This window comes from Henriciella aquimarina (assembly GCF_002088975.1).
In the GTDB taxonomy this organism is placed as follows: domain Bacteria; phylum Pseudomonadota; class Alphaproteobacteria; order Caulobacterales; family Hyphomonadaceae; genus Henriciella; species Henriciella aquimarina.
Window position 1 is genome coordinate 1 of the sequence record NZ_NCST01000098.1, and the last position, 24,285, is coordinate 24,285.

Annotated in this window: 17 protein-coding genes and 2 pseudogenes; 7 read left to right on the plus strand and 12 right to left on the minus strand. The window is 57.2% G+C overall.

What is annotated here, in order from left to right; translation table 11 throughout:
• The 4 genes and pseudogenes from B8784_RS22005 to B8784_RS15055 form a co-directional block, all read right to left on the minus strand.
• Positions 1 to 808, minus strand: a pseudogene (locus B8784_RS22005) (IS3 family transposase); the annotation flags it as partial.
• A gap of 176 nt (positions 809 to 984) precedes the next feature.
• Complete coding sequence (locus tag B8784_RS15045) at positions 985 to 2,097, minus strand: acyl-CoA dehydrogenase family protein (RefSeq protein ID WP_084398741.1); 1,113 nt, start codon at positions 2,095 to 2,097, stop codon at positions 985 to 987.
• 8 nt (positions 2,098 to 2,105) lie between these two features.
• Positions 2,106 to 3,308, minus strand: coding sequence for an acyl-CoA dehydrogenase family protein (locus B8784_RS15050; RefSeq protein WP_084398742.1), 1,203 nt, complete (start codon positions 3,306 to 3,308; stop codon positions 2,106 to 2,108).
• Positions 3,309 to 4,156: 848 nt separating this feature from the next.
• Positions 4,157 to 5,017: a VOC family protein gene (locus B8784_RS15055; RefSeq protein WP_233356171.1), complete on the minus strand. Its 861-nt coding sequence runs from the start codon at positions 5,015 to 5,017 to the stop codon at positions 4,157 to 4,159.
• A gap of 333 nt (positions 5,018 to 5,350) precedes the next feature.
• Between B8784_RS15055 and B8784_RS15060 the strand changes: the two genes are divergently transcribed.
• The 5 genes from B8784_RS15060 (at position 5,351) to B8784_RS15080 (ending at position 9,851) form a co-directional block, all read left to right on the plus strand.
• On the plus strand, positions 5,351 to 6,121 hold the full coding sequence (locus tag B8784_RS15060) for an enoyl-CoA hydratase-related protein (RefSeq protein ID WP_084398743.1): 771 nt from the start codon (positions 5,351 to 5,353) through the stop codon (positions 6,119 to 6,121).
• A gap of 19 nt (positions 6,122 to 6,140) precedes the next feature.
• Positions 6,141 to 7,019 (plus strand): fumarylacetoacetate hydrolase family protein, encoded by an 879-nt coding sequence (locus B8784_RS15065; protein ID WP_084398744.1) that lies wholly within the window; start codon positions 6,141 to 6,143, stop codon positions 7,017 to 7,019.
• A complete protein-coding gene (locus tag B8784_RS15070) occupies positions 7,003 to 7,761 on the plus strand; it encodes a short-chain dehydrogenase/reductase (RefSeq protein ID WP_084398745.1) in 759 nt (252 codons plus the stop codon). Before B8784_RS15065 ends, B8784_RS15070 begins: the two co-directional genes overlap by 17 nt.
• Positions 7,761 to 8,657: an NAD(P)-dependent oxidoreductase gene (locus tag B8784_RS15075; protein WP_084398746.1), complete on the plus strand. Its 897-nt coding sequence runs from the start codon at positions 7,761 to 7,763 to the stop codon at positions 8,655 to 8,657. Before B8784_RS15070 ends, B8784_RS15075 begins: the two co-directional genes overlap by 1 nt.
• 240 nt (positions 8,658 to 8,897) lie before the next feature.
• Positions 8,898 to 9,851 carry a LysR substrate-binding domain-containing protein gene (locus B8784_RS15080; RefSeq protein ID WP_084398747.1) on the plus strand — a complete coding sequence of 318 codons (954 nt, stop codon included), beginning with the start codon at positions 8,898 to 8,900 and terminating at the stop codon, positions 9,849 to 9,851.
• A gap of 20 nt (positions 9,852 to 9,871) precedes the next feature.
• On the opposite strand, the gene B8784_RS15085 is transcribed toward B8784_RS15080, so the two are convergent.
• Positions 9,872 to 10,483, minus strand: a complete 612-nt coding sequence (locus B8784_RS15085; protein ID WP_084398748.1) for a 2-hydroxychromene-2-carboxylate isomerase — start codon at positions 10,481 to 10,483, stop codon at positions 9,872 to 9,874.
• A 483-nt stretch (positions 10,484 to 10,966) separates the two neighbouring features.
• Here B8784_RS15085 and B8784_RS15090 point away from each other — a divergent pair, with 483 nt between their 5' ends.
• Together B8784_RS15090 and B8784_RS15095 are read left to right on the plus strand one after the other, a co-directional pair.
• A complete protein-coding gene (locus B8784_RS15090) occupies positions 10,967 to 13,003 on the plus strand; it encodes an acetoacetate--CoA ligase (protein WP_233356172.1) in 2,037 nt (678 codons plus the stop codon).
• A gap of 152 nt (positions 13,004 to 13,155) precedes the next feature.
• Positions 13,156 to 14,700: an acyl-CoA synthetase gene (locus tag B8784_RS15095; RefSeq protein ID WP_407646489.1), complete on the plus strand. Its 1,545-nt coding sequence runs from the start codon at positions 13,156 to 13,158 to the stop codon at positions 14,698 to 14,700.
• 785 nt (positions 14,701 to 15,485) lie between these two features.
• On the opposite strand, the gene B8784_RS15100 is transcribed toward B8784_RS15095, so the two are convergent.
• The 7 genes and pseudogenes from B8784_RS15100 to B8784_RS22245 all read right to left on the minus strand — a co-directional run.
• Positions 15,486 to 17,864 (minus strand): TonB-dependent receptor, encoded by a 2,379-nt coding sequence (locus tag B8784_RS15100; protein ID WP_084398749.1) that lies wholly within the window; start codon positions 17,862 to 17,864, stop codon positions 15,486 to 15,488.
• 290 nt (positions 17,865 to 18,154) lie between these two features.
• The gene (locus B8784_RS15105; RefSeq protein WP_233356173.1) at positions 18,155 to 18,964 is read right to left on the minus strand and encodes an SDR family NAD(P)-dependent oxidoreductase; all 810 of its coding nucleotides are present in this window, start codon (positions 18,962 to 18,964) and stop codon (positions 18,155 to 18,157) included.
• Positions 18,965 to 19,166: 202 nt separating this feature from the next.
• The gene (locus B8784_RS15110) at positions 19,167 to 20,402 is read right to left on the minus strand and encodes an NAD(P)/FAD-dependent oxidoreductase (RefSeq protein ID WP_084398751.1); all 1,236 of its coding nucleotides are present in this window, start codon (positions 20,400 to 20,402) and stop codon (positions 19,167 to 19,169) included.
• A gap of 2 nt (positions 20,403 to 20,404) precedes the next feature.
• A complete protein-coding gene (gene mmsB, locus B8784_RS15115) occupies positions 20,405 to 21,295 on the minus strand; it encodes a 3-hydroxyisobutyrate dehydrogenase (RefSeq protein WP_084398752.1) in 891 nt (296 codons plus the stop codon).
• Positions 21,296 to 21,309: 14 nt separating this feature from the next.
• A complete protein-coding gene (locus B8784_RS15120; RefSeq protein ID WP_084398753.1) occupies positions 21,310 to 22,335 on the minus strand; it encodes an enoyl-CoA hydratase/isomerase family protein in 1,026 nt (341 codons plus the stop codon).
• On the minus strand, positions 22,332 to 23,471 hold the full coding sequence (locus tag B8784_RS15125; protein ID WP_084398754.1) for an acyl-CoA dehydrogenase family protein: 1,140 nt from the start codon (positions 23,469 to 23,471) through the stop codon (positions 22,332 to 22,334). Before B8784_RS15125 ends, B8784_RS15120 begins: the two co-directional genes overlap by 4 nt.
• Before the next feature lie 276 nt (positions 23,472 to 23,747).
• Positions 23,748 to 24,058, minus strand: a pseudogene (locus tag B8784_RS22245) (aldehyde dehydrogenase family protein); the annotation flags it as partial.
• Positions 24,059 to 24,285: the final 227 nt, after the last annotated feature.

A 24,285-nucleotide genomic window follows, 5' to 3' on the forward strand; every position in this document is an offset into this window, starting at 1 on the left:
TTGTCGGAGACGATCATCTTCGGAGCACCCCGCCGGGTGATGAGCCTGGACAGTTCCCTGGCGACCCGCACGCCGGACAGGGAGACATCGACGACCACGGCCAGGGCTTCCCGGGTGAAGTCGTCGACCACGCAGAGCGTGCGGAACCGGCGGCCATCGCTGAGAGCGTCCGATACGAAGTCCAGGCTCCATCGCTCATTCGCCTGTTCCGGCAGGAGCATGGGTGAACGTGTGCCTGTCGCCCGCTTTCGCCCACGTCGTCGTTTCACGGCCAGTCCCTCCTCGGCATAGATCCGGTAGATCTTCTTGTGATTGGCGCTGAGGCCCTCGCGGTCCAGCAGGATGCCGAGCCTGCGATAGCCGAACCGGCGGCGTTCACCGGCCAGCTCCCGTAGCCTCTGGCGCAACTTCTCGTCACCGCCATCGCGTTTTTCATACTGGAAGGTGGACCGATCGAGATCGGCCAGCCGGCAGGCCCGACGCTCCGACAGGCCATGCACTTCCATCACGTGGTGCACGGCCTTCCGTTTGGCGTCGGGCGTCAGAAGTTTTTTGTCGCCAGGTCCTTCAGGGCGGCATTGTCCAGCATTGCATCGGCCAGGAGGCGCTTCAGCTTCGAGTTCTCCTCCTCCAGCGTCTTCAGCCGCCGGGCGTCCGACACCGTCATGCCGCCGAACTTCGCCTTGTACTTGTAGAAGGTCGCATCCGAGATGCCGTACTTGCGGCAGATATCGGCTGTCTTCACGCCAGCTTCGTGCTCCCGGATCATCCCAATGATCTGTTCTTCGGAAAATCGTGATTTGCGCATCTGTCATCCTCTTCGTGTCGAGGACTCTGCAAATTCATGGCCGGAATTTACGGGGCTGGGTCAGAAAGACAAAAGAGAGAATGGCCCCCGAGGAAGCTTCAGGACAGCAGTTCACAATGATGGCGGGGCCAATTCTATTCAGCCCCGCCAAAAGATTACACGATTGCTACAGAGTGTCATGCTGCCTCGTGCTCGAGAATGCGGACAACCTGTTCTCGTTGCGAAGCGGGTGAACCGAGCAGCTCGGCATTACATCGCGCACGCTTGTAATAAAGGTGGTTTTTCATCTCCCAAGTGAAGCCGATCGCGCCAAAAATCTGAATATTCCGGTGCGTCGCTTGCTTGTACTGCTCACTCGCATAACTCTGGGCCATCGCCGCGGCGAGGCTGGCGCGCTGGTCATTCTCCGATAGCGCCCAGGCGGCATATTGCACGAGCGCCGCAGCCGCTTCAGATACGCCGGCAATGTTTGCGAGCTGATGCTTGATCGCCTGGAACGCGCCGATCGGACGACCGAAAGCAATCCGCTCCTTTGCGTAGTCCACGGCGTCATCCAGGACGGCCTTTATCCCGGCAGCACTTTCAGCTGCGAGCACAAGATAAAGCCTGTCCCGCACCCACGGCCAAACCTGGTCATTACTTTCCTCAAGCCTCTCCGCGTTTACGTCACTAAGGGTGATCTTACACACCTGACGCGTAATATCGCGCCATTCAAGAATCTCCACATCGAGCCCGGGCGCCCCCGAATTGACAATGAAGAAGTCCTTCCGCCCGTCCAGCATGGCCGAAACGACAATTGCGTCGGCAGATGCAGCATCGACTACAAATGACTTCGCGCCCTTCAGCTTGAAACCTTCCTTTGCCGGTTCCGCCACAACGTCTGGTGCCGTACTGTCGTATGATCCGTTTTCGTTGGCCATCGCTAGCGCAAGTTTCAGTCCGTCAGAAAGCTTAGGAAGCCATTCCGACTTCTGTCGATCCGAACCAGCCGCCTGCATCGCCCAAGCGCCCGCGAGCGTCCCGAAGAGCGGCGACGGGGCCAACGTGCGCCCAGTTTCTCCGATTATCATGATCAGGTCGATGTAACTCATACCGAGACCACCATAAGCTTCGGGAACGGTGATGGCACTCCATCCTAATTCCGAGATCTGGCTCCAAAGCCTGTCATATCCGGCATGCGAAACATCAGCACCGGGCCTGAGCAGAGGAGACAAGTCCACCTGTTCATTAACGAACTTGGCAGCCGAGTCCTGAAGGAAAACATGGTCATTACTTAATGCAAAATCCATTAGGGCCTCTATTCCGCCGCTCGGGCGGTCGTTTTTGTGGTTTCAAAGAAAGGCAGCTTTGCCGTGGGGTCAGGATCGCGGGGGAGCCCCAGCACACGTTCGGCAACAACATTCAGCAATACTTCCTGCGTGCCGACACCGAGCGTGTTGGCCGGACAGAACCAATAGGCATAGTCCCAATCGGAGAACATGCCCCACTTCTTGTCGGGAAGCGGCAGGACATCGGGGTCGCGGATCATGCCAGCAACGCCCTGTGACCGCTTGGCCAGGTCCGCCATCCTTTGACCATGGGGCGAAGAAAGCATCTTGCCGGCGCTCCCCTCGAAGCCCGCGGGCTTTCCGTTAATGCGGTTTGTCATGTTCCTGTAGGTCAGGAGCCTCAGAATCTCACCTTCCACATAAGCCTTTGCCGCCTCGTCGCGAATAAGTGGATCACTGATACGTCCGGTTGCAATGAGACCGTCCATAAGATCGCGGGCCGTTGGCCCCATGCCCCAGACCACACCCGGCTTTGTCATGCCGACACGTTCAGTCTGAAGCTGTTCCATGGCGATCTTCCAGCCTTCGCCTTCACGCCCCAGGAGAGCGTCGGCGGGAACTTTCACATTATCGAGGAAAACTTCATTATACTCGTTTTTCTCTCCCGTCATGTCCACAATAGGATTGACGGTAATGCCGGGACTGTTCATGTCGATCAGAAACATGCTCAGTCCCTTATGCTTCGGCTTTTCAGGGTCCGTGCGCGCAACAAGGACCCCTACTGCTGCATGGTCGGCCGCGGATGTCCAAATCTTGTGGCCGTTGACGATGTAATGATCCCCCTCACGCCGCGCTGTGGTCCGCAGCGCCCCTAAATCAGAACCGCCCGAGGGCTCTGAAAAGAGCATGCACCAAATTTCCTCACAGGCGAGCGCACCAGGAAGGAACTTCTTTCGCTGGGCCTCTGTGCCGTAAGTTAACAGCGACTGCCCGCACTGATTGAGTCCGATCGCATTGATAGTGTATGGGAGCTCCAATCCGGTGCGCAGGATCTCCTGATCGATGATCCATTGCATTTCAGCGTCGGCGCCTACCCCCCAAGGCGCGGGCCAGTTGGGCGCCGTCCAACCCTGCTCCGCCAACTGCGCGTAAGTCGGGTTGGGGTTGTTCTCGAACCATTGCTGCACCTTAATACGGCGTGGGTCATCTTCTCCCGGCAAATTGAAGTCCATGGGTTTTGCCTTTCCGTTTTATAAACAAGCCTGAAAACTGATATACACATCTATCACGACAAAAATAGAATGATAGCCATTTTAGTTCAATCGTTTTAGTTCATCAGATAAAACCAATCATCAGTCCTGATCGACGTCCCGCTGCTGTTGTCAGGGGCCGTGATCCGGACTCTCGGTCCTGGATAAGCCCACCCCATTCGCTTGTAATACCCCCCATGGCCAGGCGACGCATCACTGGCAATCGCCTGCCCACCTCGTTTGTCTCGGCCTTCCAGATTGACGAATATCTGCCCAGAGGCGGTGCCATCGCACCGAGGATGCAAGCCGCAATACGCGCTGAGTCGACCATCGCCCGGCAATAACGACAGATAGGAGCGGATCCGGCAGCTCCAGACGTTGCTTTGGCAACATCTGCGACGGTGTGCCGCCCCCCCCCCTTCAGCCTATCGACCGTAAGCCACCTCACGGCAGCCTGTCGTCAATTGCGGCCGCATTCTGCTTGGCCCGGATATCATCGAACTTCGAAAGCCAATAGCCGAGTTCCCCACCCATGCAACAATCTCAGGAACTACAGAAAACTGCAAAGATGGACTGGCAGTCGCTGGGCATCAACTGCTCAGCCGACAACGACGTCGCAGCAGTGGATTGGCCGTTACGCGAGCTGGCCGTCTGGTGTCAATTCGTCAAGAACAACCAAGCGAATCATAGATCTACCAGCCTCATGTGAAATTTCTCCCTACCTGTTCATCCAACCAAAGTACTTTACAGTCTTAATCTGGTCGGCACCTCAAGATGTCCCGTTCGCAGGGCTTGCCGTTTCAATTGCACCAATCTTGGCAAAATCCGGCTCAGGTTCCCCCCCCCCAATGATCGACTGACTCAAGTTCGAGTGGGAAAAGTCTGGGCTCTCTCGCCCCCGTTTCGGGAAACTCTTCCATGCCAAAACTGTATTCGAGCGTGATACCATCTGGATCAAGGAAATAGAAAAACAACGATTCCGACTGAGGATGCTTGCCTGGGCCATAGACGATCGGAACATTCTCTTTTTTCATCCGCACATTCGCCCTGCCGATATCGTCGACGTCGGTTACCATGAAATTCACGTGATGAAGTTGCGGGGCTTCTGCGCGACCGATACCGAACGAGTGATGTAGCGGATTGGGAAAACAACGCATATGCACGACTGCACCGTCAATTCGGTCAGACGCACGAAAGTTCATTTCCTTTATGAAAAAGTCTTCGGCCCTCGGCAGATCCGGCCCAGCAAGAACAACATGGCCAAGCCGCACAATCCTGGTGTGAGACGGCACGTAAGGGGCTTTCGCCTTATCCATTGCAGCATAGAACTCCATGGTTGCCCCAAGCACCGGGTCTGAGGCACGGAAAGCTTCGCCAATACCCAGAAGCTCAGCTTCCGAATTGGAAACCGGTGTCGGATTCAGTCCGAGTTTCGCGAAGCGCGAGCGAACAGCTGCAAGCGCCTCAGGGCTTTCCATTTCCCAGCCTATCCGTTTTATGCCGGGCTCATCCGCCTGAACCAGTGCAATGTCGTGATGTTTTTCGCTGCAGCGGAAAAATCTGCACCCCCCTGCCTTACCTGCCGGGGTCAACCCGACAATTCTTTCATAAAACTCGCTCGACTGATCCAGATCGGTCACGTTCAGAGCAAGATAACCCAAACGCCGGTACCGGATGTGCTCATTCGACATAATGCCTCTCCCTCATAGCTGTCATGTAAAGCGACCGCACTATCTTCGCCCCTGACCGCGCATTGGTATTACCAATGCTCTCGTTTTCCGCTGAGTCAAGCCAAACCCACTTTTTTTTCCGGCAAAATAATGAGGGTCACAGCGTAGCCTTAACGTAATTTTTTGGCTTAAAACTGGTGATCAACAGTGGCCCAGAGCGCGCATCGCTGATGTCTGCCAGAGAGACAGCCGGGGACTAGACCGGACATTGGCTTCTTGATTTTGTAGAACGGTTGCACTAACCGACCCGGCATTCAGATGACGCACAAAACCGGCACCTTCGGAAGGTAGGCTATGAGCACGACTTTCATCACGAGCGAAGTCAGTGGGCAAATTCTCACGATTACATTGAACCGACCGCAGGCGCTCAACAGCCTTAACGCGGCGGCGTGTTTTGAACTTGCGGCTATTTTCGATGATTATCAGGATAATGACGAGTTGCGCGTGGCCATCATTACCGGAACAGGAGACAGGGCGTTCTGCGCTGGACATGATCTGGTCGACGATTTCTTTGAGCCCATGCCGGAATCAGGCTGGGCTGGTCTTTCCCTCCGCAAGGGACTGCATAAACCATTGATTGCGGCGGTGAACGGACTGGCGCTGGGTGGCGGATGGGAGATTGCGATGATGTGCGACGTGGTCGTTGCAGACCAGCGGGCGACCTTCGGGCTTCCGGAGCCAAAAGTGGGGTTCGCGGCGCTGGGTGGCGGAGCGAGGATTCTCCCACATCGCGTGCCCTATCATATTGCGATGGGGCTCTTGCTGACCGGCAAGTCCATTTCGGCAGAGAAGGCGGCTCAGCTCGGTCTTGTGAACGACGTCACCGAGCCCGGAGCCGTCATGGCTGGCGCATACAGATGGGCAAGGGAGATGCTGACCTGTTCGCCCAAGGCCCTGTATTTTTCCAAGCAGCTAGCCCAGGCGTCGATGGAGCCCGACTCGTTGCGCGGCCCCTTGCAGTCTCTCGAGCAGGAACTGGCCGGTGAGCTTGCGCAGAGCAAGGATGTCCGTGAAGGCATTGCGGCCTTCATGCAGAAGCGACCGCCAGTATGGACCGGCCATTGAAACCACCGGGAGACGACAGATGAGACTTGCGCGCGTTCAGACGGAAAACGGCATCCAGCTGGCCATTTCAACCGGTGAAGGCGCCATCATGCTGAACCGGCACATTCCGGAATTGGGAAGTGACATGCTGAAGTTAATTCAGGATTGGGATAACTGGTCGGCTCACATTCGAGAGATTCTGGAAGAAGGTCATGCGCCAGAACCTGTCGCGACCGGGAACTGGCTTCGGCCACTTGATCGGCCGGGCAAGATTCTGGCTATCGGCCTGAATTACGCCGACCATATCGCGGAGACGGGCATGTCGAGGCCAGATAGACAACTCTGGTTCAACAAGCTGCCCAATACAGCAAACGATCCGTACAACACCATTCCCCTGCCTCGCGCCGGGTCGCAGGTCGACTATGAAGTCGAACTGGTCGCGGTGATCGCCAAGCCATGCCGCCATTTGGATGCCGCACAGGCACGTGATCACGTCTTCGGATATTGCGTCGGCAACGATGTTTCTGTGAGGGACTGGCAGCGCGCCTCACCGCAATGGACGCTTGGCAAATCTTTTGACGGCCATGCACCTTTCGGCCCTTGGATCACGCTTGATTCCGCTGTCGAAAATCCACATGCTCTGGACATACAGTGTCGAGTCAATGGCGACGTCCGCCAGAAATCCAATACCCGTCATCTGGTCTATTCGATCTGGGACCAGATTGCACACCTTTCCCAGGTGTTGACGCTTGAACCGGGCGACCTGATCTTCACCGGAACACCAGGTGGGGTCGGCGTTGCAATGGAGCCGCCACGTTTCCTGGCACAAGGGGATATCGTACGCTGCGAAATTTCCGAACTGGGTCATATCGAAAATTGCTGCGAACCGGAAGGAGCTGGCGATGGACCTGGAACTTGACGGCAAGCGAGCCCTCATCACAGGCAGTACTCAGGGTATAGGGCTCGCCATGGCAACGGTGCTTGCAAGCGAGGGGGCCGATCTCGTCCTGGTCGCTAGATCCAGCACCGATTTGCAGGCTATCAAGGCCAAGCTTTCATTGCAGTTTCAGGTGAAGATCGAAACTGTCAGCGCCGACCTCTCCACGCCCTCCGGAATCGACACCGTTGCCAATGCCATTGAGATGGTCGACATCATCATCAACAATGCAGGTGCCATTCCACCTGGTTCCCTGGTCACCGTTACAAGCGATGCGTGGCGGGCGGCGTGGGACTTGAAAGTTCACGGTTACATTGAGCTTGCGCGGGAACTCTACCCCCGTCTTCGCAAGCCGGGCGGCGTCATCATCAACATCATTGGCGCCGCAGGTGAGCAGCCAAACGAGAACTACATTGCCGGCTGCACAGGGAATGCCGCGCTGATGATGTTTACCCGCGCCCTGGCCAGGCAAGCAATTGAGGATGGCGTGCGTGTTGTCGGTATCAATCCTGGTCCTGTCCTGACCGACCGCTTCAGGATGTTGCTCCGTGCTGAGGCAGAAAGAAAATTTGGCGATGCCTCGCGATGGGAAGATCTCGTAAAGGATCTGCCATTCGGTCGGGCCGCAGCGCCAAAAGAGATCGCGGATGCCGCTGCCTTTCTGGCTTCGGCACGCTCCGCCTATACCACAGGCATGGTCATGACGATCAATGGAGGATCCTGATGGCTGAGAAGAGACAGACTGTCGGATACATAGGGCTGGGCGATATCGGCGCCCCCATGGCCGAACGGATTGCGCGCAGCGGATGGTCGCTAAGCGTGTGGAACCGGACGCCCGAAAAGATGAAGCCCCTGATTGAGGCGGGAGCGACAGCCGTGCAGTCTCCTGCAGAGCTGGCGACAGCTTGCGACCTCGTCTTTATCTGCCTCAGCAGTGTTGCAGCGTCGTACGATGTCATGTTTGGATCGAGAGGCCTCCTTGAGGCCGCCCCGAGACGCGTGTCGCTGATCGTTGACAATTCCACGATCCCCCCCTCTGAAGCAGAAGTGATTGAAGCGAAGCTCGCCAAGCATTCAATACGCTATCTTGAGGCACCGGTGTCCGGAGGTGCGATCGGGGCGCGGGCTGGAACCCTTGCTGCCATGGTTGGCGGGCAGAAGGCCGATCTGGACGAAGCGCGCCCTATCCTAGAGTGCTATGCAAGCAAGATTACTCATCTTGGACCTGTTGGCGCGGGCCAGGCAATGAAGGCCTGCAACCAGGTCATCAATTTCGGGACAATCGCCGCTCTGGCCGAGGCCACCACTCTTGGCTCACGCTATGGATTGACACCTTTTGCAATCACGGAAGCCATTGCCGGGGGCTTCGCAGATTCGAATATTTCCCGGGAATTCGGCAGATCGTTGGCTGCTGCTGACCCCAGCCCGGTACGGACCCTGACCGAAGCACTACGGGATTTCTACAATGCCGACATTCGCAAGGACCTTGCCGGGCAACTCGACATTCTTCTGAAAGATCTGTCGATGGCGCTCGATATGGGGCGACAATCCGGAGTTCCACTACCGGTCACCACTCATATCGATTGGATCTATCGCATGTTGCACCATCTCGAAGACTAATCGACACTCCATCAAAAGCAGCTATGCGCTATACTGAGTGATGTTGTGTCAGAGGAATGCCAGGCCACGTCTGATCAACCTGCAGAATCAACTCATCTGCCGACCGTCGGCTGTCCTGGCGGGCCGGTCACTGTGCGCCCCCCCAACAGGGCGCGTCAGCGTCCTGCCCCGTGAAAACACGGCAGGCCTTGTCAGGCCTGTTCTGCAAAATTATGCTTTCAGTTTATTGGAAAGCGTACAATGCGATATAGTTTGCCTCCACTCAATGCGATCAAGGCTTTCGAAGCAACCGGTCGAACAGGCAGCTTGAGCGCCGCCGCCCGAGATCTTCACGTATCAGTCGGTGCGGTCAGCCGACATGTTTCAATTCTCGAAAGCTATTTCGGCTGCGACCTGTTCGAACGCCGTCATGATGGCGTCGTGCTAACGCAATGGGGAAAGCCGCTTCACACGGCAATTGTATCCGCTTTCGATACCCTTGATGCGGCCTGCCGGGAGGTCGATAGAGGCGCCCATCGTCCTATCCGGCTTCGTACATTCACGAGCCTCGCCACGGATTGGCTCACACCCCGGCTCAGCACATTCCGCAGCTTGCATCCTGAAGTGTCGGTCCAATTGAAACAGGCCTTCAGCGATGTCAGCTTTGCGAGCGAGCCTCTGGATATTGCAGTAACCGCCCAGAATATCGTCGAAAGCGGCGTGCAACAGGTTGAACTCTTCGACACCATCTTCACCCCGGTTATCGCCCCATCCATGAGAGGAGGCTACAGGCTCGACTTGTTAAACACTGAACAGGCTCCGCCCTTATTGTATACGCGCCGCGAAGTTCCTTTCTGGGAAGCCGTCTTCAAGGCATTGCGCCTTCCGCCTCCCGCATTCGACCGGGGTTTGGAATTCGACAGTTTGAGCCTGACTTACCAAGCTGCCAGACGCGGTGCCGGGATCGCGCTCGGGTTGCTATTCTTCATCGCCGATGATCTAAAAAGCGGAACGCTCGTTCCCGCGACCCAGACTTGCGTCGACATGGAACTCCCTCACCACCTCTACTTTCGCACCGGCCGTAATCGGCACCCTTCGATCGGCACGCTAACCGAATGGATGGTCAGCGAAGCCCGCAAAACGAACGCTGAAATCGACGCCTTGTGCGAGACCTTGTTGACCCCACCGGTCCTTCAGGAAGCAAAAGACGGATAGCCCCCGCCTTGAGTGTACTGTCAGGAACAAGACTGCAAAGCCTTGCGGACGAGCGGCAACTGATCGTTGCCAAAGTACATCCTTGTCCCGGCCACAAACATTGTCGGCGATCCGTATGCACCTCGATCAATAGCCTCGTCAGTATTGGCGCGAAGCCTGTCCTTTATTTTCTTTGACCTGCTTCGCGCGATAATTTCCGCCCCGTCAATGCCGCATTGATCAGCGATCTGCATGATCACATCGATATCATCGATATTCCGCCCTTCGCCAAAATAGGTGTGAAAGGCTGACGAGGCGAATTGGTGAAGGGTTTCCTCGTCTTCTTCTATCACGCAGCAGCATCGCATGATATTGACTGACTTCACAGGGTGAAACTCTGTCGGAAAACGCATCGGCAGCCCGGCCAGATCCGCCCATTCATACAAGGACTGCATCTGATGCTCATACTTGCGGGCGCCTTCGCCGTCGCGCGCCCGGTAGATGCTGTCATTGACCGCATTGAAAACCCCTCCAACGAGGAAGGGGCGCCAGATAATGTCCGAACCGGTTTCCGCGACGATTGGCTGAATGTTGTGAAACGCCAGACGCGTCCAAGGCGAAGAGAGGTCGAAAAAAAACTCAATCGTCGTCATCGCGGCCCTTTCCACGCCTCAAGTCATGAGAAAGAGCCGGCATCCGGGTCTCAGATAGACCCGGATGCCGGCAAGTATGCGCTTCCGGGAGGAATCTGCAAAGCGCAACGCATATGATCTGGTGCAAGATCCCCATAACATTAATGCAATCGTACTAACAGCGCAAGCGCAGCCTCCCAATTAATCCTTGGCCGGCGGTTTCACGTCCGGAGTCCTGCACCTCAACAGCCATTTTCATCCAGGGGCGGACATAGTCGCGGTGAAGTTTTCTGGAACGACTCGGCCGACAATATGCCCCCAGCATGAATGCAGCGACCGGCGTCCGGAAGGACAGATGAAACGGGACGGCGGGAACAGGAAGTGACACGCTCAAACTCCAATGCAGCAACTTTTCCGAGTGTACCTTTACGGACTGCATTTACATCGGGTAACTGGTCTAAAAATAATTAGAAACGTCCGTTTTATCAGCTGGGAGAGAACACAGTGGCGAAATTGCAGACAAGTAATCTAGCGGACCCAAGCCAACGCTCGAACGGTTCGGGCGAGGCAGCTCCACAATGGGGCGAGCTTCTGTGGTCGCCGTCAAAGAACCGCATAAGGCAGTCCAATATCGCCCGCTTCATGGCATGGCTTGAAAGAGAACGAGGATTGCGTTTCGCGAGCTATGACGAACTCTGGAGATGGTCCGTTACGGAAATCGAAGCGTTCTGGACCGCCATATGGGACCATTTCGACGTTGAGGCAGCGCAGCGGTACACACGGGTCCTGTCCTCAAATGACATGCCGGGCGCCCGCTGGTTCGAGGGGGCCCGGCTGAACTTCGCACAGCATGCTCTGCGGCAGGAGCGTCGGACGCCCGACGAGACGGCAATATATGCTTTCTCGGAAGAACGGCCGATGCAGGAAATCACGTGGTCGGAGCTCGGCGAGAGCGTGCGCAAGCTGGCAACGGCTCTGCGCAATCTCGGGATCAAGCCGGGTGACCGTGTGATATCCTATCTCCCGAACACCACAGAAGCCGCGATTGCGCTTCTTGCGGCGACAGCGATAGGCGCCGTGTTCGCATCGGCTTCTCCCGAGTTCGGGTCCAAAACTGTGATCGACCGCTTCGGCCAGCTGGAACCAAAACTAATATTTGCCAGCAGCGGCTATCGGTTCAATGGTGCCTGCCGGGACAGGCGCGAAAACCTGGAAGCCATTATCGATGGCCTTCCAAGCCTTGAGCATGCGGTCCTCCTGCCTTTCGACACGATGGACATTGTCCGGCATAAAAGCGTCAGCACGCACACTTGGCCGTCACTGATGAAGGATGAGCCTCCACCTGCAGCGGACTTCCAGTTTGAGCAGGTTTCTCACGACCATCCACTCTGGGTGCTGTTCTCCTCAGGTACGACGGGACTTCCGAAGGCTATCATTCACTCGCATGCGGGAATATTGCTTGAACACCTCAAGTCGGAGCACTTCACTGCGGAACTGAAGCCAAATTCGACGCTCTTCTTCTATACCACCACCAGTTGGATGGTGTGGAACACATTGTTTTGTTCCCTGCTCACAGGGGCGAGCATCGTGATATACGATGGAAGCCCGGTTTATCCCGACTCATCGGTTTTATGGCGGATGGCAGAAGAAGCCGGCGTCACCGCGCTCGGGATGAGCCCGGGCCTAGTCAATAAGATGGATGCGGAAGGCATTCGTCCCGGTGACGCGTTTGATCTATCACGTCTCGAAATGATAATTCTAGGAGGAGCACCTTCGACGCCGGAGACGTTCCAATGGTTCTACAATCATGTGGCGAAGGATCTATGGGTCACATCCCAGACCGGAGGAACTGACCTCTGCGGCACGATTGCCGGCGGCGTCGCACTCGCCCCGGTCTATGCTGGAGAAATTCAGGGGCGAGCCCTCGGGATTAATGTGGACTGCTGGTCTCCAAGCGGCAAAACACTGCGAAACGAGACAGGCGAACTTGTGATCCGGTCACCTTCACCGTCCATGCCAATCGGGTTCTGGAACGATGAGGATGGAGAACGCTATAGAAACAGCTATTTCAGCAGTTATCCCGGTACATGGCAGCAAGGCGATCTCTGCCTCATCAATGATCGCGGCGGCGTTTACATCTTCGGCCGGTCGGACGCCACTCTAAACAGGCACGGCGTTCGGATCGGCACGGCCGAAATCTATCGGACCCTTGAAGGAATTCCGGGTGTGGCCGACTCGCTCGCCGTTTGCGTTGGCGAACAAATGATCCTCTTTGTGCAGACGCAGCCTGAGGAAAGACTTTCCGATCAGCTCACGAAGAAAATCCGGGACGCCCTGCGACAGGAAAACAGCCCGCGTCATGTTCCCGACCGTATCATCGGAACCCCCGCAATTCCCTACACCTTGACGGGCAAGCGCATGGAAGTGCCGGTGCGACGCTTACTCGAAGGCGAAGAAGTTCAGCGCGTAGCAGACCCCCAGATGATGAGGGAGCCGAAAGCGCTGGAATGGTACGTAGACTTGGCAATGAGCTTCAACTGAGTTGGCCTTGGGCCGCCGTTTGACCAGCGATGTATACCAGAAGCGATGCTTTTGCTGTCTCCCCTTGACGGGCTGCCAGCGTTCTGAAAACAGAAGTAAAATAGTTGTTCTAAGGGAGGCCGCTTCTTAAAGCGTCAATGTTATCGATGATCTTGCACGTACATAATCAGGCTGCACGAAACCCGGATAAGACCGCCTACCGAATGGTCCCCAGCGGGGAAACGGTATCTTTTGCCGACCTGGAGAGAAAGTCCAATCAATGCGCCCACCTGATGCGGGCATGCGGGCTACACCGGGGCGATGTCATTGCCATTCTGCTGGAAAACCATCCACGCTATTTCGAGATCGCGCTTTCCGCCGAAAGATCCGGGCTATATTTCACCGGCATTTCCACACACCTCTCCGCAAGCGAGGCAGGTTACATCGTGGACGATTCCGATGCTAAACTCCTATTCGCCTCATCCAAGACACTCCCACTGGCCCGGGAGATTATCGCGGACCGGTCAGACATCATCTTGTTCATCGTGGATGGAGATGATGCGGAGCTTGGCCGCAATTATCTCTCCGAGCGTGACGCCCAGCCGGGGACGCCAATTGCCGATGAGAGCATGGGCACACCCATGCTCTACTCCTCTGGAACAACAGGCCGGCCGAAAGGGGTCAAGTTCGACCTTCCTGAAGCTCGGATTGATGAAATGGATTCTCTGACCAATCTGGCGGTATCAGGCTTCGGTTTCACTGAAGGTATGGTCTATCTTTGCCCGGCTCCCCTGTACCACTCGGCGGCATTGCGCTGGAGCCTGAGTGCCTTGAAGGTTGGTGGGACAGTGATTGTGATGGAGAAATTCGACGCGCAACGTGCCCTTGAAACGATCGAAAGCGAAAAGGTGACCCACTCTCAATGGGTTCCGACTCATTTTATCCGCATGATGAAACTACCGGACGCCGTGAGGAGCAGGTACGACCACTCATCGCAGCAAGTTGTGATCCATGCGGCGGCTCCCTGCCCTGTCGCAGTCAAGGAGGCTATGATCGAATGGTGGGGGCCTATAATACACGAATTCTATGCTGGCACAGAGTTCAACGGAATGACCATGATCACTCCTGACGAATGGCTGGAGCACAAAGGCTCGGTGGGGAAGGCGAAGTTCGGAACTATCCACATAATGTCTGAGGATGGCAAGGAGCTGCCTGCCCGCAGTGAAGGCCTCATATATTTTGAAGGTGGGAATAAATTTAGCTATCACAAAGACGAGAAGAAAACACAGAGCTCTTACAATGAGCAGGGGTGGAGTACTCTTGGTGATATTGGCTGGGTGGATGAGGACGGATATCTCTACCTGACTGATCGCAAGAGCTTCATGATCATCTCTGGTGGCGTGAATATATATCCGCAGGAAATCGAAGATGTGATCGTCACCCATCCGAAAGTTGCCGATGTCGCGGTCATCGGCGCTCCGGATCCGGACCTTGGTGAGCGTCTGGTTGCGATCGTGCAGCCGATGAGTATGTCGGATGCAGGAGACGCCCTGTCTGAGGACATACAAGCCCACGTCCTGGCACATCTTGGACGCATAAAATTGCCCCGCCAGATAGATTTCACCGAAGAATTACCGAGGCTCCCGACCGGCAAACTCTACAAACGAATTCTTCGTGACAAGTACTGGGAAGGTCATAAGGGGCCGGGCAGCTCGTGATCCACGAACACGACCCAACGATAATCCAGGGAAAATTCAGCCTATCCCGGGATGTACTGGCTACTGTGTAACAGTGACTGCATTCCTCAGCGGCAAGGCGTTCGCTTAGCCAAGCAAGCGTGCTGGCCGGCGCAGTCTCGATGGCGCGTGGAATGAATACCTCGTGCGCGTAGAGCTTTGAACGTGCCAGCTGACCCTGCTTGGGCGCTTCAGTCGACCCCGGTTCGTGAGAGAGCGCCTTTACCCCTCCATCCTCCCCTGTGACGGCGTGCCGCTTCCCGCCACGGCAAGCCTTCTACAGTCCCTGCAATCACCCGCCCAGGAATATCCGTACCCGATCAGCAGCTGAGGCACAAATCCCCCGAAGTCATGAGCAATGGCTGTCCAAGAACTATCGCGAGGTCGGGCCGATTTGACAATGCAGCTTCAGTCGCCGACTCCGGCTTGCCTGTGCGCGCTCGACAGAATGACCGTCCGCCGCATGGTATTCGTCACGCGATCAGAGCGGTAGAGAGATACGTCGTGGCTGGATTGGAGCAAATCGCTTTGCCCGCTCATAGGACATCCATGATGATGCATCTAGCCGGATAGCGTCTGCTGGCTGACGGCGTCTTGCTACGAGCAAGCGCCCGCTGATCAGGATCGTGCTGGAACCAAGGTGAACAAGTACTAAAGAGAGCGGATTCGGCTGCCCCGACGAGACGTGCCCGTCAGACCGCTTCGGCAGAGGGGTGCCGAAGACGCTGTGCTCCGGCACCCTTATTCTGCCTTGACAATGCGGGGGCCTATTGCGGGTGATATGTTAGCCGCAGCATGAGCTGACGGCCCCGATTGTGCGTTGCGGCGATGTCTGAAAGTGTAGTGTCACTGCCGGTAACGGGAACTTGGTAGGAGCTTGATATCCAGTATTCATCGGAAAGATTACGGCCAATAAAGGCCAGCTCCCAAACCTTGTCTTTGTCCATGATCGCAAAGCCCGCATCAAACGAAACATAGCCATCTTCCTGGGAATTCGGGATGACGTCGGAATTGCCTTCATATTCGGAGCTGTACTGGACGCCTGCATTGATACGGTAGTCGAGAGCCGAACTTATCGCCCCCTCATATGCACCACTGAAGGTCGCACTCCACTCCGGAGCACGAGGAAGCCGCTCTCCCGTCAGGTCCTGGGTGTCGGTGGCGAGATCACAGCCCATGGCGGCGGTCTGGCCGTTATAGCAGGCCGGGCTGTATTCATCGAAGGTCGCATTGTTGTAAGCAACAGCACCGTTCAATCTCAGTCCATCCAGAGACGCTGGACGATATTCGAAATCCGCCTCAATGCCTTCGGTGGTCGCGGCACCAACATTGTTGATAATCGTGGCCACGAGTACCGAATCATAGCTGCTGAGCTGCAATTCTGAGTATTCGAACTGATAGGCTGCAGCAGAAACCCGGAGTGACTGATCGAGAAGGAACATTTTGGCCCCGATCTCGAAACCCTCAGTCTCTTCTTCCTGGAAGGAATTATCGAGCACCGTGCCTGCGGCAAGCGCCGCCGGAATGGCCACATGCTCGGTCTGGAAACCACCAGACTTGTAGGCCTCCTTGTAGGCAAGATACACATTCGCATCAGGGGTCAACGCATAGGACAGGGTCAGTTCCGGCGACCAGTTCTGGAATTCCACCTCACGAGGATACAGGCCATCAAACTCCCCGTTCCCGATCATCTGCTGCTTGGTCTCTTCCGTGTACCGTACGCCGCCGGAAATACTCAGCTTGTCCGTAAGCTCATATCCGAGCTGAACAAAGGGAGACATTGTATCACCAGTGATGCGGAAATCCGCGCTCGGGGTCAGAACCCCGATGATTGTTTCCTGCTTCTCAACGAATTCATCGTCCTGCAAGAACAGGCCGAGCATCCAGTTGAAGCGGTTCGCCTCATCATTGGAGAGCCTGAACTCCTGGGAATAGGTCGTTTTCTCGACGCTTGAGCCAAAGGCGATAAACGGGATGGCCCCGTTCGAGACATGATCAGCTGCATCCAGGTTGACATTGTAAAACCCCGTAATGGAATTGAATGAAATGTCGTCTGTGACCTGATAGTCTAGATCGGCAACCAGCACTTGCTGTTCGGTATTGGTGTATGGAACGCCGTCCGAAGGAAACCGGGAATCGATATCGGCATAGCTTGGAGGCAAGTCGGAGTGCGTCGTAACCCCATCCAGCTCGCAATTCTGCCCCGGATAGCCGAACGGTCCCTGCGCCTGGCCATTGGGACAATAAATGCGCTGTGAGGTGATATAATTTCCGTCGGTTTCCGTATCACTATAACCGCCGATAAGCTTCAGTGAGAAATCCGAGCTAGGCTCGATAAACAAGCTGCCCTTCGCCAGAAATTCCCGCGTGGCTGGCCCCCGATCATTCTCAGGCAGAATAGCGCCCGGCACCACTGAAGGATCGGGAACCTCGTTCTCGATCCAGCCTTCGCTGTCTGAATAGCGTACAGCAAGCCGACCGAGCACCCCTTCGGCCAAGGGGCCGGAAATGAATGATTCAGCCGCGTACTGACGGGATTCGATCTCATATTCGCCTCGAACTCGATAGTCGAACTCTTCGGTCGGGGCTGCCGAGGTGAGTGATATAATGCCGCCCGTCGAATTCTTGCCGAAGTACAGCGCCTGAGGTCCCTTGAGAACCTCGACCTGCCCGAGATCGAACTGCCCCAGCTTAATGATCCCGGCATAGGATACGGGAACACCATCGATATTTACCGTGACGGCCTGGTCAACCGAGGCGGTCGACGTTGCACTGGAAATCCCCCGCATAGCCAAATTTCCGCCGTATGTGATCGTGTTGTCCGATATGCGCAATTCCGGCACAGCCGTCGACAACTCGGTGAGATTGCTCAGACCTCGCTGGTCAATCTCCAGAGCCGGCAGGGCAGTAATTGCCACGGGCACGTCGATTTCGCGCTCTTGGCGCTTCCGGGCGCTGACATAGACGACGCCGAGTTGCCTGGTTTCATCTGTGCTCTCATCCTCCGTCTCGCCAGCCTGGTCGGCGACGGGCGCCGCCCCTGCCTCGGATTCCTGCGCGACAGCAACGAGATCGGTCGCCAAAAAACCGAGAACCAGGATCGACGCAGCGGATTTTCCTAGCGACGAATTATTACTCTGTTTCATATTCCAGTCCCTCCCTTGGGCTCTATTATCATTGATGGGCGAGCAGAACACTTAGCAGTGGCGGGTGCGCACGAGCAACCCGCCTCCCCAAAAGTTGGAACAAATGTTTTACGCTGTTGTAGATTAGCCGCACCGACACATCATTTCGAACGGGTTTCGCTCGAAAATTGATGGCCGACTGCTTGTTGGCGCGTTCAGAACCTATGCGATGTATAGACAGCGGGGCGGTTAATGCGCCAGACTTAAGCCCTCTCAATCGCCGAGGGACACTGGCTTCCAGGCCAATCGCGTCATTTGGCTGGATCCCATGCCCAGTACTTGGACACCGCACCGGCGTCGACACGCAGGTCCGTGCCTGTAATCATTTCTGCGTCGTCCGAAGCAAGAAAGACCGCAGCCTTGCCGTAGTCGCTCGGCCGGGGCAATTTCTGCAGAGGAATGTGATTGGCAAACTCGGCGAAGATCCTGCCAAGTTCAGCATTCGCAGAGACATCACGGCCCCATCGTTTTCCGCGCTCGATTGATTCGCCCGGGTCCGTTGCTGTTGGTGTAAGACTATTTACACGAATACCATACGAAGCCAGTTCCATTGCAACAGAATTTGTAAAGTTCATCAGTCCCATTTTGGCTGTCGAATATGCGACATTCCCCGGCTGCCCCTGATGCCCCGCTGTTGAAATAATGTTGATGATGCTGCCTCGTCTGCCTGCGTCGATCATCGATGCGGCCGTATACTTGGTAAACAGGAACGCACCGTCGAGGATTACGCCGGTTTGACTCTGCCATTCGGCATAACTCATCTCGAGAATGCCTTTCTGGTTAAAGAAGGCCGCGTTGTTTACCAGGATATCAATCTGACCAAAGTGTTTAATGGTCTGATCGACAGCTTGTGATACCTGAGTCTCGTCGGTAACGTCGCAGACAATCGCGAGGGACTGCCCCCCGTTTCGAGAGATGTAATTTGCGCAATCATTCGCGTTGGCGGCATCAGCATCGACCGCCGCGATATGGGCGCCTTCCGCCCAGAGTTCCTCGACAATGCCTCCTCCAATATTAGGACTAACTCCTGTGACCAACGCGACCCTGCCTTCAAGCTTCACTTTGCGACCCTCGCTTCGTATGGGCAAAACATCGTTGTGACATTCCACCGCCCAATTCATCTAGATAGCCCGAATGCCGCCGCATCCGGGATGTTTAGTACAAGTATTTTGATCTGGTCAACAATGGCCCGAAGAGCCTGCGTTTGCGGGTGTGTCCGGTCGAGGGGATGCCGTGACGGATGGCATAAGTCGTCGTCTCTCCTCAGACGGCCGCAGCCGCGATCTCTTTCATGCTTGTGGATGTATCACTCAACCGGTCTGGCGCAATGACAGCCCCGGTCATGATCAGTTTCTTGGATGCGATGAATTCCGGCGGACTGTTCACCGCGTCGACGGCAATGAGCCGCCCGTTCTTCAGATAGAAGGCCGCAAATTTCTTTGCTGCTTTGTCGCCGCGCACCACGACCGCGTCATGGCCCTGCGAAAGACCGGCAATCTGCAGCTTGATGTCGTACTGGTCGGACCAGAACCACGGGCAATCGATGTTCGGGCGCGGCTTGTCCATGATGGCGGCCGCAGCAAGCTTGCCCTGTTCGATCGCGTTATGGACGCTCTCGAGCCGTCCGGTGCGGGCATAATGGCCGAGCGGGCGGACGGTGCAGTCCCCGGCAGCAAAGATGCGCGGATCGGAGGTTCGGGCATCCTCGTCGACGATGATCCCGTCCTTGCAGGGCAGGCCGGCCTCGGCAGCCAGCTCCACATTCGGCACGATGCCGATCCCGGCCAGCACCATATCGGCCTCGATTTCCTCACCGTCCGCCAGCACGGCATGGGTGACCGCGCCACCCTCGCCCTTCAGCCGGTCGAGGCGCGCGCCGAGACGGATATCGACGCCATGTTCCCGGTGCAGGTCCTGGTAGAATTCGGAGATGACGGGGCTCGTCACGCGCGCAAGCACACGGTCAGCCATTTCCAGCACGGTCACCTCGAGCCCGAGCTGGCGCGCCACGGCGGCGGCCTCGAGCCCGATATAGCCGGCCCCGATGATGACCAGCCTGTGGCCGGGGATCATCTTCGGCTGGATATGCTCGACATCGGCCAGGCCGCGCAGGTCGAAGACATTTTTCAGGTCCACGCCCTCGACCGGCAGGGCACGCGGGCGCGAACCGGTGGCGATGATCAGCGCGTCATAGGGAAGGTGCCCGCCATGTTCGAGGCGCACCTCGCGGGCGGATCGGTCGATTCTCTCGACGCGCTGGGACAGCAGCGTCTCGACCTTGTTGTCCTCATACCAGGCGGCAGGCTTGAAATAGAGCCGGTCCTCGCCGAGTTCGCCCTTCATATAGGCTTTGGAGAGCGGCGGGCGCTGGTAAGGCAGGGCGGCTTCATCGCCGACAAGCGTGATATGGCCCTCATAGCCGAACAGCCGCAGCGACTGGATCGCCTGCGCGCCAGCCTGGCCGCCGCCGATGACAATGACGTGCTGGAATGCCCTCATGATCAAATCTCTCCTCTAAGACGCTTCATGACGCCGGAGAAATCGAGGTCGGCATAGCCGTCCTGGTCGAGGCGGGAATAGATCTGCTGGGCGTGGTTGCCGAGCGGTATGTCGGCCCTGACATCGTCGCCCGCGCCCATGGCAAGCCTCAGATCTTTCAGCATCATGGCGACGGCAAAGCCCGGCTTGTAGTCGCGGTTCGACGGCGCAGCCGGGACAGGTCCCGGTGCCGGGCAGTAGCTCGTCATCGACCAGCACTGGCCGGACGCGGTCGAGGAGATATCGAAGAAGGTCTGCGCATCGAGCCCCAGCCTTTCAGCCAGGTTGAACGCCTCGCACGTCCCGATCATCGAAATGCCGAGCAGCATGTTGTTGGCGATCTTGGCGACCTGTCCATTGCCTGCATCCCCGGCATGGAAGACATTCTTGCCCATCACATCGAGCAGTGGCTTCGCCCTATCGAATGCCTCCTTCGGCCCGCCTGTCATGAAGGTCAGCGTCCCGGCATCAGCCGCCGCCGTCCCGCCCGACACCGGCGCATCGACCATCAGGAATCCCGCTTCCTTCGCCTTCTGCGCCGCGGAGCGGGTCTCTTCCACCGCGATGGTCGAACAGTCGATGAACAGCGTACCCTTGCCCGCATGCGCCGCGACACCGTCCTCACCGAAATAGACCTGATGCACATGCTTGCCCGCCGGCAGCATGGAGACCACGACATCAGCGCCCTCGACCGCATCCGCAATAGACCCCGCACCGATCGCGCCGAACTCTTCAGCCTTGCGAACGGCTTCAGTGCTGAGGTCGAAGGCCTTCACCTCATGGCCGGCCTTGGCGAGGGTTGCACACATGCCTGAGCCCATATTGCCAAGGCCAATGAATGCGACTTTTGTCATGGCTGTTTCCTCTCTCAGATGAACTGGAGCTCGTTGTCGCCCAGCGGGGCGAAGAAGCTGTCGACGAGATCGTCGGAGACAGCTTCGAGCGTTGGGGGCTCCCATTTCGGGTTGTGGTCCTTGTCGACCAGCACGGCGCGCACGCCTTCAATGAAGTTCTCGGTGCAGACGAGCCGCCCGCCGATGCGATACTCCATCCGCATATTCTCGCGAAAATCGTTCATCTTGCCGCCTTCAGTGAGCTGGCGGTGGGCGATCTTCATGGTGAGCGGGGATTTGGAGGCGAGCGTTTCGGCGTGCGCCCTGGCCCAGTCGCTGCCGTTCTGAAGCGCCGCGACGATCTCCTCGACGCTGGCCGGTCCGAAGCAAGTATCAATCTCTTGCCTATGCTCGGCAAAGCTCGGCGTCGCGTCAGTCTTTAGCCCGTCAAGCGCGCTAATGCCCTTCTCGCAGAGCGTGTCAGCGAGGCCTGAAGTGTCCTCGGCAAAATGCGTCGATACACTTACGGCCAGCACGTCCTCACCCTTGAGGCGCGCGCCTGTCAGGGCGAGCCACATGCCTACTGCGCCGGGAAGCCGCGGCAGGAACCAGCCCCCGCCGACATCCGGGAAAAGACCGATGCCGCTTTCGGGCATGGCGAACATCGTGTCCGGGGTTGCGATGCGGTGGCTGCCATGTACCGAGATGCCAACGCCGCCGCCCATCGTCACGCCGTCCTGGATCGCGACATAGGGTTTTGGATATTCCTTTATCAGCGTATTGAGCCGGTACTCTGACGCGAAGAAATCACGCGCTTCCTGCCCGTCCGCCTTGCCGGACTCCTGCAGCATTCGGATATCCCCGCCCGCGCAAAAACCACGCGTACCTTCGGCATGATCGACGACAATTAGTTCGACTTGCGGGTCATCGCGCCACGTGATGAGCGCATCCGTCATGAGGTCGCACATGTCCTGATTGAGCGCATGCAGCGCCTTAGGTCGGTTGAGGGTGATCCGCCCTGCCCGGCCTTGCTTGCGCGCGATTACACTTCGCTCGCTCATACCTGGCCTTTCATCATTTCACGCGCCACGATGACGCGCATGATTTCATTGGTGCCTTCAAGGATCTGGTGAACGCGAAGGTCGCGCACGATCCGCTCGACTTCATAGTCACCGAGATAGCCATACCCGCCATGCAGCTGCAGGGCGTCATTGGCGACATTTGACGAGGTGTCCGTGACGAAGCGTTTCGCCATGGCGCAGAATTTGGTGGCGTCAGCTGTCTTCCGGTCGAGCTTGGAGGCAGCCTCATAGAGAAGCGCGCGGGCAGCCGCGAGCTCTGTCTCCATGTCGGCGAGCTTGAACTGGGTTGCCTGAAACTCGATGATGGCGCGGCCAAACTGCTCGCGTTCCCGGACATAGGCGAAGGCCCGGTCGAGCGCATCCTGCGCCCCGCCAAGCGCGCAGGCGGCAATGTTGAGCCGCCCGCCATCAAGCCCCGCCATGGCGAAGCGAAAGCCCTGCCCCTCCTCGCCAACACGGTTCGTCGCCGGGATACGGCAATCGTCGAAATTGACCATCGCGGTGGGTTGCGCGCGCCAGCCCATCTTGTCCTCATGCTTGCCGAAGGAGAGCCCCGGCGCATCCTTGTCGACCACGAAGGTCGAGACGCCTTTCGCGCCGTCCTCCCCGGTCCGCGCCATGACGACATAGACATCCGAAAAGCCCGCGCCGGAGATGAACACCTTCGCGCCGTTCAGCACATATTCGTCGCCATCGAGCTTCGCCGTCGTCTTGAGGCTCGCCGCATCCGACCCGGCCCCCGGCTCTGTCAGGCAATAGGAGGCGATGAGTTCGGTCGCCGTCAGACGCGAGACATATTTCGCGCGCAGCTGGTCATGGCCGAAACTATCGATCATCCAGGTCGCCATATTGTGGATCGACAGGAAGGCCGCATGGCTGATGTCACCGCGCGAGAGCTGTTCGAAGATCAGCGCCGCATCGAGCCGGCCCAGGCCCGAGCCGCCATGCTCCTCCTGCGTATAGATTCCGCCAAAGCCAAGCTCGCCGAGCGCTTCCAGCTTGGAACGGTCGAGATGGCCTTCCTTGTCCCATTTCGCCGAATGGGGGCGCAGCTCGTTCATGGCGAAATTCTTCGCCATGAACGAAATCATCGTCTGTTCTTCGTTGAGGATCATGTTCGTCTCCGGATGTTTGAGACTGACTTACTGCATCGTCGGGATGATAAAGGCCTGGTCGCCGACATCGCCTTCCGGCCAGCGCTGGGTGACGGTCTTGGCCCAGAACTTCACGCTTTCGGGGCCGTGCTGGTCGGTGTCACCAAAGGCAGGGCGCTTCCAGACACTAATCGCGACGCAGGGATGATTCAGGACCCCATCGACGGCGATGTTGTCGCCAAGCACGTTTTCCGGCGCCTCGGGCTCCAGAAAGAGTTCGGCCAGCCCTGCCGGCGCAGAGGGGCCTTGGTCCGAGGGCTTTAGCACGAAGGTGTTCCCGCAGGCGATGGCATCCGCGAACATCCAGCACGAGACCCCTTCAGTACGCGCGAAATCCCGCAAGCGAACTCGACCACATCTATGCTCTGCTGCACGTCGCCTATCGAGTCCCAGACCACCTTGTCGTGTTCGGAGTTAAGCAGCTCGGCCAACTCGCCGCTATTCTGCTCCAGCAGGTCCTTGAACCTGAAAAGGATGCGGGCCCAGCGTTGCGGATTGCTCGCCCACTCCGGCAACGCGGCCTTTGCGCCCCCAACGGCCTTACGGAGGATGAAATGGTGGACGCTGCACATCAAGTTGCCGACTTCCTAGTATACATGTTTTAGAGATGCAATATCACCGGCATTCACCCGGGTAAACATACCCATTTGCAGCTGACAACTGCAATTCTGCAGTCAGAGAGAGGGGGGGATGAAGTGGGACCATGTCAAAATGTTCCTTGATCTAACAATGCTCCCAAAGCTGGAAGTCGCCGCCAGGATTAGCTTCAATCCCG